Below are 15568 nucleotides of genomic sequence, written 5' to 3' on the forward strand. Positions count from 1 at the left end.
GCCACGGGATCAAAGTAATGAATGTCGGAAAGAAGCCCCCGATTCATCGGGGGCTTCTTCATTTCAAGGTCTGCTCATTAGTTTTTGAACGTGGGCGAGGGCCTGGCGAGATCGCAATTTGATCATGGGTATGTTTCGAAGCAGGCGCAATGCGACTGTCACTCGTCAAATCAGAACGAGTAGGTAAGGCTTAGATGCGCCGCCTGATCGTTGACACGGTGAGCGAACTGCCCGTTGTAGGTGGCATCCAATAAAAGGTTCGGCGTAACAAGGAAGCGGAAGCCTGCAGTGATGGCTGTGGCATCGCGTGCTACCGGTACGCCCTGCACAGTGAACGCATTGCTGCCGCTGATCAGCTGCATGGTGGCGGTGGCGTTCGCATTGTCCCATGCATGTTGCCAGCCCAGGCTGGCATGTGCCTGCACCCTGCCTTCCGGATCGATCTGCAAGGCGCCACGCAAACCCAGTGTGCCGTAAGTCTGGGTGCTGTCTTGCGCAAGACCACTGAGCGCCGCCGTCGAGCCGGACTCAGAGAAGGCGTCGGTATGTAGCTGCTGTGCTGCCACGTTCACGAATGGCGCCAGCGTGCCGCGGCCCATCGTGAATGCATAGCTGCCGTCCAGGTAGCCTTGCATGGTGTTGGCGTTGTAGCGAGTAGTGGTGGCGCCGCTCACGCCGCTGAAGGCAATGTTGCGGTCGGTGCTCAGGCTTTGCCAGCCGTAAAATGCACCGCCCATCAGATGGAAGTTGCCGGTCTGCAGGCTGGCGTAAAGGCCAGCATGGCGAGTGTGCGTGTGAGCCGATGAGTCCAGTGCGCCGATGCTGTCGGAAAGATTGCCTGAGCCGATCAATCCACCCACGCGGGCGACGTCGCCGATCGGCGTATCCACACCCAGCAGCGTGCCGCTGCCGTTGGCATCGAGCGTGGATGCATTGCCATCGTCCTGGTGACTACTGCTGCGGGCGGTTGCCGCTGTCCATACGGAGGTGCCGTTGTCCATCTTGCCTGTTTGGCCGCCGGTATCCTGCGTCCAGTCGAGCAGGTGATCGGTGACCGCGTCGCGCACATCCTGCTCGTCATCCATGATTGCGGTGCGGACCGACGCGTGGATTTCACCGCTGATCTGGTTGAGCGCCGTGCGCGCAGTATCTGCATTCGACAACAGCAACGCATCGTAAATGGCATTGCCATAGTGGAGCGCATTCAGGCTGGTAGCCACGGCAAACTGGTTGGGTGTCTGCGCCACGGTATTGAAGTTGATGTTGTTTCGTTGCAGCGTCAGCGTCACATCGTGGGCGCTGTAGCTGAGCGTTGGCGTCAGGAAGGTGAAGTTGCTGTTGGCGGAGGCGAACTGGCCGGCCACGCCGCCCACAGCACTGACAATGGTGTAGCTGCTGCGTGCTAGCCAGTTGCCGCTGTCGGCCAGCACCAATGCACTGCCGGCCAGATGGGCGGTGCCGCCCACGCTCAGCAGGCTGGCTTGTCCGTTTGGTGTTGCTTCTACTTCCAGCGTGCCGTTGGCGGTCTGTGTGTAGTTGCCTTCCACGGTGAGGGTGCCGATCGAGCCACCGGCCCACACCGTGCCGGCATTGCTCACGTTGCCACCGATGATGCCGTGGCCGCGCAGCGTGGCGCCGCCATTCACCACGACATTGCCGCCAAGGAATGCCGATGGCGTCGCAGCATCGCCGACTTCCAGCGTACCGTTCTGTACGGTGGTGGTGCCGGTGAACGCGCTACTCATGCCATCCAGAACCAACGTGCCTGTACCGTTCTGGCTGAGTGAGCCACTGCCGACGATCGCGCCGGAGAAAGTCACCGCATCGCCACGGTCGAACACCATCGCGGCGTTGTCGTTGACATTGCCATCGATCGAGCCGCTGGTACTGCCGTTACCTATCTGCAACGTTCCTGCGTTGATGATGGTGATGCCGGCATAACTGTTTGCACCCATCAGGGTGAGAGTGCCGGCGCCCTGTTTGGTTAGCGATCCGCTGCCGGAAATTACACCTTCGAAGCTCACTGCATCGCTGCGGTCGAAGACCAGCGTGCCATTGTTGGCGACATTGCCGGTTACCGCACCAGCGGTACCGCCGTTGCCGATCTGCAAGGTGCCTGCGCTGATCGTGGTGCCGCCGTCATAGCTGTTGTTGCCGGTAAGGACGACGGTGCCTGCGCCGGACTTGCCCAGCGCACCGCCGCCGCTGAGCGACTGGCCGAGGGTAAACGTGTTGGTGCTGTCGGCAATATCCAGCGTGCCGCCGTTGCTGCCCAGTGTGATCGCGCGTGCCGTGCCGGTGAATGTATTGCCGGTGACATTCAGCGTGCCGCCGCTGAGGCTCAACGCGCCGTTTGCCGCACCGAGATTGGCATCGCTGGAGACTGACAACGTGCCGTTGTCGATGGTGGTGCCGCCACTGTACGTATTGGTGCCGGCAAGCGTGGTGTTGCTACCCGACACAACCAGTCCGCCCGTGCCCGCGATGGTGCCGGCAAAGCTGCCGCCGCCCATGGTCAGCATGCTGCCCAGCACCACCACGCCGTCACCGCTGAGGTTGCGTATGGACACCCCCGTCGCGCTGGCGGCTACATCCAGCGTGCCGTGATCGATGCTGCTGCTCGATGCCAAGCTGCCTGCCAATGTCAACGTGGCGCTGCTGTCGATGGTGGTGACGCCCGTATAGGTGTTGGCACCGGACAGCACCTGGTTGCCGTTGACCAGCGTGATGCTGCCACTGCCGCTAATGACGCCGCTGAAGTTGCCGTTGGCCTGAGTGAGGGCTAGCGTCTGGTTGCCCAGGTTGACGCTGCCGTTGCCATTCAGTGAAGCAATCGATGCACCACTGGTGGCAGCGCTGATATCGAACGTTGCACCATTGGCTACGCTTACGCCGCTGGAATTGGCAATGCTGCCGTTGCCCGACAAGGCCAGCTTGCCGGCGCCGACCGCGGTGCTGCCGGTATAGGTCTCGGCGCTGGTAAGCGTCAGCGTGCCGGAGCCAGATTGGCTGAGCGAGCCGCTGCCGGAAATCACGCCGCCGAAGCTGACGGCATCGCTGCGATCGAACACCAGTGCGCCATTGTTCGCGACATTGCCGACGATCCAGCCGGTGTTGCCACCTTGGCCAATCTGCAAAGTGCCACCGCTGATCGTGGTGCCGCCGGTGTAGCTGTTGTTGCCGGCGAGCACCAGCGTGCCGAGATCGCTTTTCACCAATCCATCGCTGCCGGTGATTACGTTGTCGATGATGGCCGTCATGCTGGCGCTGGCACTGCTGCCATCGCCTACACGAATTACCGGCGCGTTGCCGTTGCTGCCGACCAATGTCAACGTATCTCCGGTGAGCGTGTAACCGCCAACATCGAACTGCAGGCCGGCAGCGCTGACATTGCCCGCACTGTTATCCACCGTCACCGTGCCGGGCGTGCCGCCGAACACGGCGAAGCCCGGCTGCGGCTGGATCACTACGTTCGGAGTATCAGCGTTGGCATCGGTCCACATCTGCGACGTGACCGACCAGGTACCGCTGCCGCCGCCCATCTGGCTGCTGGTGGCCTGGCCATTCGCATTCCAGATATCGAGCATGAGGCCGCTGGTGTCGATCAGATTGATCTGCTTGCTGTTGGCGAGGTTCTGCAACTGCAGCGTCTGGCCCGCAGGCGTGCTGCCCAGCGTGATGCCGCCGTTGCTTTCGCTCAGCGTGCCGCCGTAGCTGAAGACGTTGTAGATGCCCGGCCCCATGCCGCCGGCATCGGTCACATTGAGAATGACACCGTTGAGCGTCAGGTCGCCGCCCACAAGAACGCTGGTGCCGCTGCCATAGGTGTGGAAGTTGGCAGTGGGCGCGCCGAACGATTCGTTCAGGACACTGTTCTGCGCGGCAGTGAAGTTGCCGTTGACGGTAAGTGCACCGAACGCACTGCCGGGTGTGACGATGCCGCCGGACTGCACGTTCACGTCGCCGCTGATAGTGCCGAGACCGGACAGCGTGGCGCCGTTGTCCACCAGCACGTTGCCGCCCAGCGTGGCACCGTTGCCAATCACGCTGCCTACCACCAGGCTGCCGTTCGCTACTGTGGTAGTGCCGCTGAAGGCGCTGTTGTTGCCATCCAGCGTCAGGCTTCCGGCACCCTGCTGGATGATGGCGCCGCTGCCGGAGAGCGTACCGCCATAGTTCACAGCATTGCTGTGATTGAACACCAGCGTGGCGTCGTCTTCGATATTGCCGGCCACCGAGCCGGTGGTGCCGCCGTTGCCGAGCTGCAGGGTGCCGTTGCTGACAGTGGTGACGCCGGTGTAGGTATTGGTGTCGGTCAGGGTCAACGTGCCGGTACCGATCTTCGTCACGCTATCGCCGGCGCTTACTCCGCTGTTGATGGCGCTGTCATCGATGACGCCGCCGATGGTGTCGTTCTGGTTCAGGCCGCCAAGGGTCAAGGTCAGCGGAAGAGGATTGTTGTTGGCGTCGTAGTTAGTGCCCAGCAGTACGTCACCACCGCCGGACAATGAGCCCATCGAGAGCGCGCTGTTATCGCCGGCGATGCCGGTGACAAACACTGTACTGCCCGCGTTGTTAACCACCGTGGCACTGCTCATGTCGTTGTTACCCAAAAAGCCGAATATGCCGTTGCCGACATTGGTCAGCACAGCATGACCGGCGTTGGCGTCTTGCACGACTACTTCGCCACTGTTGTTGATCTGGGCATCGCCGATGGAAGCGCCACCGATGGTGCCCTGTGCACTGCTTGCCAGGTTGAGCGTGACGGAGCCGAGCGTACTGTCATTGCCGAAACTGATGTTGCCGCTATTGTCGACGGTGATTGTGCGGGAACCTGCACTGACGATGTTGCCACTCGTGCCGATGAAGTCGAGGGCACTGGATGCGCCCACCGTGACGTCCCCGCTGCCCAATGCCCCGGTCGCTTTCACTTCGAGCGTGGTTATGCCACCCAGCTGGTTGCTGATGGTCGTGCCGCCCTGATAGCTGTTGTTGCCGTTAGTCAAGATCAGGCTGCCGCCGCCGAGGCCGATGAGAGCGAGGCCGCCGCTGCCGCTGACCTGGCCATCCAGTTGCACGGTGTAGGGTGCAGCGACGCCGATGGTGTTGGTGCCGGCGCCCAGCGTCATCGCGGCGGAGGTGGTGAGGCTGCTGCTCATCACGTCCAGCTCGCCGCCGTTGAGCTGGAATGCCGTGGTACTGGTCAGCGCCTGCGCGTTCTCGGACGTCACATAAGCGCCGCCGTTGATAGTGGTGCTGCCGATATAAGTATTGGCGCCGTAGAGGAGCAGGTTGCCGGCATCCACAGTCAGGTTGCCGCCGCCGTTGATGCTGCCGTAGAACTGGCCGCTGGCGTTGGTGACGGTAAGCGTCTGGGCGCCTAGATTGACGTTGCCGCTGCCCGCCAGCGCAGTGACCGAAGCGCCATCGTTGGTGGCACTGATATCGAGAGTGCCGCCGCTGTTTATCGTCACGCTGTAGGAGCCGGCGATGCTGCCGTTGCCCGACAGTGCAAGGGTGCCACCATTGATCGTCGTGAGACCTGTGTAGGTATTGGCGCCGGTGAGTGTTTCCGTGCCGCTCGACACAGCGAGTGCGCCGTAGCCACCGATGATGCCGTTGAACGTGTCGGCCGCGTTGGCCAGCGTCAGCGTCTGCGAGGGCAGGCCGGTGTCCACGTAGCCGTTGCCTTGCAGCGAAACGATCGATGAGCCGGTGTTGGTCAGCGTGAGGCTGAAGATGCCTCCGGCAAGCACGTTGACGGTGGAGTCGACGATGCTGCCGTTATTGAGCAGGTCCAGCTCAGCCCCAGCGTCAATGGTGGTGGTTCCGGTGTATGCGTTAGAGCCGGTGAGCTGCGTAGTGCCGTTCGTGAGGGTCAATCCTCCAATTCCCTGGATGAAACCGTCAAAGCTGCCGGCGCTGGTCAACGTCAGGGTCTGGGTGCCCAAGCTGACCGTGCCGTTGCCCTGCAGCCAGGGAATCGACGCGCCATGCGCGGTATTGCTGATATCGAAGATCGCGCCGCTATCCACTTCCACATAAGTCGTATTGGCGATGCTGCCGCTACCGGCGAGTGCCAATGTACCTTGCTGGATGGCGGTATTGCCGGAGTAAGTGTCGACGCCGGCCAGGATCAGCGTGCCGTAGTCCGTCTTGACCAAGCCGGAGTTGCCCATCAGTACGTTATTGATGGTCGCCGTCGTGCTGGCACTGGCGGTGGTGCCATCGCCCACGTTGATGGTGGCTGGATTACTGCCGCTCTGCGCGATCAAAGTCAGCGCATCGCCGTTCAATACATAGCCGTTGGTAAAAAACTGCATGCCGGTAGCGATGACCTGACTACTGCTGTCATCCACCGTTACCGTGCCTGCCGTGCCGCCAAACACGGCGAAGCCGGGTTGCGGTTGCATGGCCACATTCGGCGTATCGCCCTTGGTGTCGGTCCACATTTGTGACGTGGTGGACCAGATGCCGCTGCCGCCACCCATCTGCGTCGCGGAGGCTTGGCCGTTCGCGTTCCACACATCCATAGTGAGACCGGTGGTGTCGATCAGGTTGATCTGCTTGCTTGCAGTGAGGTTTTGCAATGCCACCGTTTGACCGGCGGGTGTGCTGTCTAGCGTGATGCCGCCGTTGCTTTCGTTCAGTGTTCCACCATAGATGAACACGTTGTAGATACCTGCGCCCAGGTTGCCGACGTTGGTGACATTGAGCGTAAGACCGTTGAGCGTGAGGTTGCCGTTCACCTGCATGTTGGTGCCGGTGCCGAAGGTCTGGAAGTTGGCGCCGGGGGCGCCGAGAAACAGATTCAGCACACTGCTTGGCGCGGCAGTGAAGTTGCCATTCACCGTCAGCGTGCCCGTCGTGCTGCCGGGTGTCACGTTACCACCGGATTGCACCGTGACGTTGCCGCCGATCGTGCCGAAGCCGCCGAGCGTGGCGCCGGTGTTCACGATTACATTGCCGCCGAGCGTAGCGTTGTTGGCAGGGGAATCACCCACCTGCAGCGTACCGTTTGCCACGGTGGTGGTGCCGGTGAAAGCGCTGCTGTTGCTGCCGTATAAAATCAGCGTGCCGGCACCTTGCTGGATCAGGTTGCCGTTGCCGGAGATGGCATTGCTGTACTGCACTCCATTGCTTTCGTTGAACACCAGCGTGCCGTTATCGACGATGTCGCTCGTGATCGCACCGCTGCTGCCGCCATTGCCGATTTGCAGGCTGCCATTGTCGATGGTGATGCCGCCACCGAATCTATCGTTACCGGTAAGCAGCAGCGTGCCTGCGCCGGACACATCAAGGTGGCCGTTGCTGCTGATCGACTGACTCACAGTGAAGGCATTGGTTGCATCGGCAATGTCGATCACGCCGCCGTTGCTGGTGAGGTTGATCGTGCGGTTGGTGCCGGTATAAGTATTACCGTTGATCTGCAGCGTACCGCCGTCGAGCGTGACGGCGCCGGTGGCGGCACCGAGGTTGCCGTCGCTGGATACCGACAAGGCGCCGCCGCTGATGGTGGTGCCGCCGCTGTAGAGATTGGCGCCGGCAAGCACCAGCGTGCCGCCATCGGTTTTCTGCAAGAGACCAGCAGTACTGCCGTCGCTGATGACGCCAGTGATCGTACCGGTTTGGCCGTTGGCAACGTCGAAGTTCGCTGCGCTACTCAGGCTGAAGTTGTTGGCGACGGAAAGTCCCTGCGTGGCGAATGTCACCGTGGTGCCGGATGCCATGCTCACCGCGCCAGTACCCAGTGCGCCATTGCTGTCCAACGTCAGGGTGCCGGCATTGATTTGCACGCCGCCGCTGAAGGCATTGTTGCCGGTTAGGGTCAGCGTGCCACTGCCTTGTTGTACCAGCGAACCGCTGCCGGTGAGGTTATTGCTGAACGTGACGGTATCGCTGTGGTTAAAGACCAGCGTACCGTTATCGATGACGTCGCCAGTGATCGAACCCGCCGTGCCGCCGTTGCCGATCTGCAAGGTGCCGCCGGTGATCGTGGTGCCGCTAGCGTAAGCATCCGCGCCGGTGAGAATCAACGTGCCGCTACCTTGTTGCACCAGGTTGCCATTGCCGTCGATCGTGCCTGCGAAGGTAAGGGCATCGCTGCGATTGAACACCAGTGTACCGTTGTCGGTGATGTCGCCGACGACCGAACCGCTGGTTCCGCCACTGCCGAGTTGCAGCGTGCTGCCGCTGTCGATGGTCGTACCGCCGGTATAGGTGTTGGCACCGGCGAAAATCTCCGTTCCGCCCAACAGTACGAAACTGCCGGTGCCGCTCATGATGCCTTGGTAGGTGTCATCCTGGGCACTGGTGAGCGTCAGGGTCTGGCCGCCGAGCATCACATTGCCGCCGCCGGCGAGTGTGGTGATCGACGCGCCGCTATCGGTGCCGGAGATATCCAGTGTGCTCGAACTGCCGACCAGCACCGAGTTGGACATGGCGATGCTGCCGCTGCCCGACAGCACGAGATTGCCGCCGTTGAGCACGGTGGCGCCGGTATATGTGTTGACGCCCTGGAACGCGACGTTGCTGCCGCTTTGCAAGGTCACGTCGCCACCGCCGGAGATGACACCGGCCAGCGGGATGCTGGTGCTATTGACGAAGGAAATCCCACCGATGTTGGCAAGATTGCCGACGATCGCGCTGCCCGTTTCGACCTGCAACAAGCTGTTCGAGGTGATGGTGCCCGACGAACTCAGCGTGCCGAACAGATCGGTGAAGCCATTGGGCGAAAGCGTGATGTTGGCGCCGGTGACCGTGGCACCTTGATTGACGGAAATGTTGCCGCCGGTGGTTGAAAGCGACACGCCGCCCGCACCGCCATCGAGCGTGGAATCATTGATGACGGCCAGATTCTGACCATTGACGAGACTGAAGCCATTGGCGGAAAACGAACCGATCTGCTGAATGGCGTTGGTGTTGGTGTCGAGTGTTGTACTGCCCGTCGAGCTGCCAGAGAGCAGGTTGGCGGATAGCGCGGCGTTGGACGCTTCGGCAATTTCGCCGGAGCTGGTCAGCGTGGCGGTGCCGCTGATGTTCCATGACTGGTTCAAATCGATGCCGCCGCTTGTGACGGTGATGTTGTTCAGCGCTGCCGTGCTGCCTACCGCCCCTTCGAAAGTGCTCATGCCGGCGGTCGAGATCGTCAGATCATACGAACCATCGATCGTCGAGCCGAAACCGATGTTGCCGTTCTGGTTGTCGCTGAGCGTTACATTGTTGGTTATGCTAACTGCATTGTTGAAATTCTGGCCACCACCGTTACTGGTGACGTTGTTGTCGAGTGTTGTCGATACGTTGCTGTTCAACGCACCGATGTTCACCGCGCCCAGCGTGATCGCGTTTCCGGTGTCCGCAATAGTGAGTGTGCCGCTGCCGCTGATGTTTCCCGAGATGGTGAAGGTGGGCGTATTTACGTAGACATTGGCAGCGCCATTGACGATCAAAGCGTTGCTGCCGAGCGTGCCACCGGTGAGATCCAGCCCGGCAGCGTTAGCGTCGATGTTGGCGGTGCTGCCGCTGTCGATCTCCACCGCGCCGTTCAATACCGATCCGCTTAGGAGCGTGAGCGTGTTGCTGCCACCTGTGAAATGCACCGCATCGCCGCTGGTGCCAGGCTCACCTGGCGTCTTTTGGTTGGCACTGTTGCCGGCCGCGCCTGCCTGGCCGCCACTGATGCTGCCGACGTTGGTGATCGCCAGGTTGCTGCCCAAAATACCCGCGCCGCCTGTGCCACCGTTGCCGGACGTTCCGTTTACAAAGGCGTAGCCGCCTCTGCCACCCGCGCCGCCGGCAATGCTGCCCGCGTTGTAGAACACGAAGCCGCTGCCGGTAACGCCTGCACCGCCGGTGCCGCCAAGACCAATGCCGTTGTACCCCTCGCCGCCTAGGCCACCCGCGCCGCCGACGATGCTGCCGCTATTGAAGATATTGCTGGTGCCGGTGCTGTTGATGGCCGCGCCGCCTTGCCCCCCCGTGCCTGCATTACCCCAATGGGGGTCGTGGAAACCGGCATGACCACCCATGCCGCCCGCACCACCGGTAATGGTGCCGGTGGTGGTCAGAGTGAAGCCGGTGCCACTCAGCGCCGTACCGCCCGCACCGCCGTTACCACCATTCCCGCTGTAGCCGTGTACACCTTCGCCGCCACCGCCACCGTTGCCACCCGCTCCGCCGGTGATGCTCCCGTCATTGCCGAGCTGGAAGGCTCCTGTGCCACGGATGCCATAGCCACCGTTGCCCCCGTTGCCCCCGTTGCCACCAATGCCAGGGCCTCCTCCAGCGGTCCCCGAGCCGTCGCCACCAACGCCCGCAGTGCCGCCAATGCCGCCCACGACCTGGCTGCCGGTACTGATGCAAAGCGCCTGGCTGGAGCCGGCCGCCGCAGCGTCGCCACCGTTGGTGCCATCGCCCCCTTTGCCGCCATTGAGACTGTTGGTGCCAGCGCTACCCGCCGTTCCGGCCGTGCCGGTCACCGAAGCGATGAGAGTGCAGTTGGCGGCTGCCAGGACCGGTGTGAACGACAGTACCAGGCCTAATGCCGCGGCGCAGGCCATCGCCAGCGCGCGGTTGCGCGGTAGTGGGGTGTCCGACGTGCTTTGTGCGCCGCCGCGCGGTGCGTGTGCGAGTTCGGAGGCCACCTGCACGGTGCCCAGGGCACGGTTCCAGACCAAACGGTAGATGTGGTTCACGGTGTTGCCCCTGTCATGGATGGCGACGCGGATCGGTGCGTCGTTTGCTGGTTTGTTGATGTGCTGTGCGGGCGTTTGGCTTCAAACGATGCGAACGCCACGCGGATTGAGCTGCGGATCGCGCCAGAACGGATCGTTCTCGAAGCGGCGGAACACGTCCGGCGGCAAAATGGTTTGTCGCGCGGTCGCGCCGACACGCGGACGCACGTGATGCAAACCCGGCGTGCCGGCGCGTTTGTCGAAGCCCCTGTCGTCAAAGCTGACGTGCTCGAAGTCGTGCGCGTAGAGAGGCTCGCCGATGAAGTCGTACACCGCGGCTAGTGCACGCGCTGAATCGTTTACCAGCGTGTCGTACTGCAGCAGCATCAGGTTGCTGGTGTCTTCACTGAAGTACGCTTCTTTCAGCGCGTTGTAGGCATAGCCGACCATGCCATCACCATTGACGAGTGCTTCGGTGCGCGAATACACCGTGCCGCCGGTCTGATAGTTGAAAATCGAGGAAGGCTGGAAGGTGTTGCTGCGGATCAGCCGTTCGATGCTGTCGACGATCCAGGCGGTATCCCGCACGCAGGCGATGACGCGTGCATCGGGAAACAGGTTTTTTAGTGCAGGAAGCCGCGTGCACCACGCCCGGCTGGTGTCGAACACCACTTCGGCACCAACCTCGCCGTCGTAGTAATTGGCGAATAGCCCGCGCAGGACGCGCTTGCGTTGCGCATCGTTGATGAAAACCGAGAATTCGTTACGCTCGCTCAGCTCGCCGAGCATGGTGGTGAACATGCCGGCGACCGGGCTGCTCATGCTCGCGTGAAGGCGCGGGTTTTGGCTCAATATGGCCGACAGCAGCGTAGACCCGGACCTGGGCAGGCCCGAGATGAAGTGGATGCGGCGATCCATGTGTCCCCCCGTGGATAGCGGTAGAGCGTTAGTCGGTGACGGCTACCCACCCTTGCAGCAAGGCATTCCGGACCAGACGGTCGACGCGGTTCATGAGTTGCCCCTGCAAAAATGGGAGCGCAAAGTGGGAGCGCTCGGCCATGGCTGCGTATCGTGAGGACAGCGCGCTAAGCTGTCTGTAGAACAAAGACGCTACACGCGCCCTTGCCTATCGCGTTGCAAAATCACGTTCTTTTGGAATCCTGGACTTTTCATGGAATCACCGGCCGCCGGCCAGACGGCACCCTTGATCCACGTAGCCATCGTGGAGGACGACCTCGGTTTCAGGCGCGCCCTGACCGAGGCGATCGAGGGTGCGCAAGATATCCGGCTGGCCGGCATCGCTGGCACGCGCGCCGAAGGTCTGAAACTGCTGCAGGGTGCGCCGACTGATGTGCTGCTTGTGGATCTGGGTTTGCCGGATGGCTCCGGCATTGATGTCATCAAAGCCGCCGTGCAGCAATGGACCAGCTGCAGCGTCATGGTCGCCACCAACTTCGGCGACGAGACCCATGTCATCCGTTCGATCGAGGCCGGAGCATCGGGTTATCTGCTGAAGGACAGCTCCCCCGCAAAAATCGTCGATGAAATTCGCAACCTGGCCAGCGGCGGCAGCCCGATCAGCCCTATCATTGCGCGACAGGTGCTTGCACGGTTTCGGCAGATCGGGGTAGGGGGCGCAAGTCCACCGATCGCGCCGGACGAAACGCCGCAACTTCTGTCCGCTCGCGAGAAAGAAGTGCTTGAACTCATCACCAAAGGTTTTACGGCTAATGAAATCGCCAGGTTGATGTCGTTGTCGCCTTTCACCGTGCGAAGCTTTGTGCGGCGCATCTACAGCAAGTTGAACGTAACATCCAAGGCGGAAGCGATTTATGAAGCCAGGAATCAGGGGATTCTGGACGGCTAATTCGGTTCGAGCATCGACATCAGGGGAAGCGGCGAGCGAAAAGACGCCCCTTCGTCTTTTGAAAAACCTTCCCGCCATCGCCGCACTCGTTTTCTCGGTGGCGTTGCTGGCTGCCCTGAGCGTCTTCCTCTCGCTGGCGGTAAGCGGCATCCAGCGATCTGGCGAATGCCTGCACCTGACGCAGGCCCGCTGGCAGGAAGTGGAAACACCCGGCTTCAGTGCGCCACCGGCTTCGTTGGACAGCCGCAGCTTGCCGCAGACGTGGCATGCCGCGGCGTTGCCGTTGTCCCTGCATCCGTCCGCCAAGGCGCTGGCCACTCCTGCAGCCGTCATCACATGGGTCAGGCTCGATGTGGATGGAGCGCAGTCGGTTGCGGAATCGAGGGTGTTATATGGCGCGCGCCTTAAAACCGACGGCCCCATCGCCATCTATATCAACGGCAAGTTGATGTATCGGGCGCAGCAACGCGGCCAGCAATGGAACAGCCTGTTCACGCCACTATGGGTATCGCTGGAGCCTGGCATCAACGATGCACCGGTACGGGAAATTTTGATCAGGCTTGAACGTACACCGTCCTACGCGGTGGCAGTGTCCTCGCTATGGCTCGGGCCGGCGGATGCTTTGCGCGGCCGCTATCAGATCCGGCGATGGTTGCAGCAAGGATTGCCGGGCATGTTGAACGCGGCGTTTCTGGCGGTCGGCATTTTTGGCCTGTTTGTGTGGTTGAGGCGCCGCCATGATCCGGGTTACTTGTTGTTCTTCAATCTATCCGCCATCGCCTTTGCCGCACACCTGCACTACTACGTGGATTTGCCGATTGCCCACGATTGGTTCGGCTGGGTCGTGCTCAATTCCTTTTGCTGGTTGCTTACGACGGTGCATTTCTTCCTGCGGCTGTTGCACGGCCGTCCGTTGCGCTGGCTTGGTCGCGGCATGATTGCGGCGTCGCTGTTGATTGGCGTTGCAAGCTTGCCGCTGCCATGGGCCTTGCCCAACACCGCGCCCCTGCTGGCGATGTTCTACGCGGTGGAACTGCTGATGGCGATGGTCGTCGGCATCGTGGGCGGCATCTGTACCTGGCGTTCATCGCAGGAAGGACGGCTAATGGTCGTCGGACTCGCCATCTGCGTTCTGCTCGGCATATCAGACTGGGCGATGCACAACAATGTCGCCAGTCCGGAAGGCTGGTTCCTTGGTGCTTACACCAATGGCGTCACCTTCATCTTCTTTGGCTTGTTGATGTATCGGCGCTACGTGAACGCCATCGAAGAGGTGGAGCAGGTCAACGCCAGTCTCGCGGAACGCTTGCGCTTGCGTGAGGCCGAACTGGAACAAAGTCATCAGCGGCTACGCGAGATCGAGCAACGCCAGTTGCTGAGCGACGAACGCCAGCGCCTGATGCAGGATATGCATGACGGCCTCGGTTCCACCCTGATCAGCGCCATTCGCTCGGTAGAGCAGGGACGCATGCGCGATACCGAAGTGTCGCAACTACTCAAAGACTGCATGGATGATCTGAAGCTGGCGATCGACTCCATGGAGCCTGTCGAAGCGGATCTCCTGCTGTTGTTGGCCACATTGCGCTTCCGATTAGAGCCGCGCATGGAAAGCGCCAACGTCGCGTTGATCTGGGACGTGAAGGAGTTGCCCGCGCTGGACTGGCTGGACCCGTCGAGCGCGCTGAACATCCTTCGCATTGTCCAGGAAAGCGTGGCCAACATATTGCGTCACACGCGCGCCACTGCCATTCGGGTAGCCACTGCTGTCGACGGTACTGGCGTGCAAGTGGTCATTGACGATAACGGCCAGGGCTTCGATGTAGCAGCCACTCTTTGGCGAGGCGGCGGACGCGGTTTGCAGAATCAACAGCGCCGTGCGCAGGCTATTGATGGGCGGGTTGCGTGGGTGTCGGGAGAAACCGGCACGCGATTTACATTGTGGTTGCCGCTGCAACGTGGGGATTTGGTGTCGACGTGAGGGCACACATTGCTTCGTTGCGTTTTAGAGTATTTGATTGGGAAAACGCAACAATCTAGCCACTTGTTGTAAGTTTCCTCGGTGCTAGTTTGGCCTAAACGCTGGATTTGTCTCCGGTTTGATGGGCTCTCAGGTGGTAAGAACCGTTCTAGGACATATCTCTCAAAGCGTAGAGAAAAATTTGAAAGAGCCCTCGTTGCGAGGGCTTTTTCTTTTTCAACTGCTTGCCGCCGGTGGACTTCGCTACGTGATTCAGTTCAGCCGTCAGGCGCATCGATTTTGTGTGTTTACACCCCGAGGCCACCGTTTGCTTTGATATATCGACATATGTAGACTTAGTGCATGATGCAGTTCAGAGCCCCCTCAACGCAAACCAGGAAGCTTCTGGTGGCACTGCTGTCGCAGCGTGCTCAATGGCAGCACGGGTATGACTTGTCCGAGCAGACCGGACTTCCCTCAGGAACGCTTTATCCCATTCTCATGCGGTTGAGTGATAGAGGCATGGTTGAATCCAAGTGGGAGCCGTCTCCGCATCAAGGTCGTCCGCCTAGAAAGTTATATCGTCTCACTGCCGAAGGGGCGGTCTACGCCATCGAGCACTCGCGGCCAAGTGGCGCGAAATGGCGATCGTTGTCGCCGGGGCGAGTTTGATGGCCAACGGCGATGTGAAATCCGCAATCTTGACTGCCGCGGTTCGATTCGCGACTTGGATATTGCCGCCGCATCGTAAAGATTGGGCCAGAGCCATGCTCAACGAGATGGCTTATGTTGGATCGCGCCGGGCGGCATGGTGTTGGATGCTTGGGTGCACGTTATTTGCGATCAGAGAAAGAGCATCCTTCGAACTGATGAGGCCGTTTACGGCCCGAAGAATGCTGAAAGTGTTCATCGGGCTGAGTGCTGCGTCGGTCATTGGCATGGTTGGCGTATACACCATACAAAAGCCCTATCAGCGAGAGCGCATCCTGATAACTGTTTTTCACCGTGTCGGAACGACCGTTACGCGCCACATTGGAACCGTTCAATAACTGATTTATCGATGATCAAACA

At 60.9% G+C, this 15568-nt stretch carries 6 protein-coding genes; 4 read left to right on the top strand and 2 right to left on the bottom strand.

From position 1 onward, the window contains the following. Window positions 1–170: 170 nt before the first annotated feature. Together ISN74_RS02555 and ISN74_RS02560 are read right to left on the bottom strand one after the other, a co-directional pair. Window positions 171–10694, bottom strand: a complete 10524-nt coding sequence (locus tag ISN74_RS02555) for an autotransporter-associated beta strand repeat-containing protein (RefSeq protein ID WP_188797114.1) — start codon at window positions 10692–10694, stop codon at window positions 171–173. Between the two features lie 81 nt (window positions 10695–10775). Then, window positions 10776–11591 (bottom strand): sulfotransferase family protein, encoded by an 816-nt coding sequence (locus tag ISN74_RS02560; protein ID WP_188797116.1) that lies wholly within the window; start codon window positions 11589–11591, stop codon window positions 10776–10778. A 253-nt stretch (window positions 11592–11844) separates the two neighbouring features. Here ISN74_RS02560 and ISN74_RS02565 point away from each other — a divergent pair, with 253 nt between their 5' ends. The 4 genes from ISN74_RS02565 to ISN74_RS02580 all read left to right on the top strand — a co-directional run bounded on the left by ISN74_RS02565 (window position 11845) and on the right by ISN74_RS02580 (window position 15546). After that, window positions 11845–12540 carry a response regulator gene (locus tag ISN74_RS02565; protein ID WP_188797118.1) on the top strand — a complete coding sequence of 232 codons (696 nt, stop codon included), beginning with the start codon at window positions 11845–11847 and terminating at the stop codon, window positions 12538–12540. A 58-nt stretch (window positions 12541–12598) separates the two neighbouring features. After that, window positions 12599–14518 (top strand): sensor histidine kinase, encoded by a 1920-nt coding sequence (locus tag ISN74_RS02570; protein WP_188797119.1) that lies wholly within the window; start codon window positions 12599–12601, stop codon window positions 14516–14518. A gap of 345 nt (window positions 14519–14863) precedes the next feature. Continuing rightward, window positions 14864–15169, top strand: coding sequence for a PadR family transcriptional regulator (locus ISN74_RS21315; protein ID WP_188799465.1), 306 nt, complete (start codon window positions 14864–14866; stop codon window positions 15167–15169). Further along, window positions 15139–15546 carry a hypothetical protein gene (locus tag ISN74_RS02580; protein ID WP_188797121.1) on the top strand — a complete coding sequence of 136 codons (408 nt, stop codon included), beginning with the start codon at window positions 15139–15141 and terminating at the stop codon, window positions 15544–15546. The genes ISN74_RS21315 and ISN74_RS02580 overlap by 31 nt, the downstream gene beginning before the upstream one ends. The last annotated feature ends 22 nt before the right edge of the window (window positions 15547–15568 follow it).

The sequence above is a fragment of the Dyella caseinilytica genome (assembly GCF_016865235.1).
Taxonomy (GTDB): domain Bacteria; phylum Pseudomonadota; class Gammaproteobacteria; order Xanthomonadales; family Rhodanobacteraceae; genus Dyella_B; species Dyella_B caseinilytica.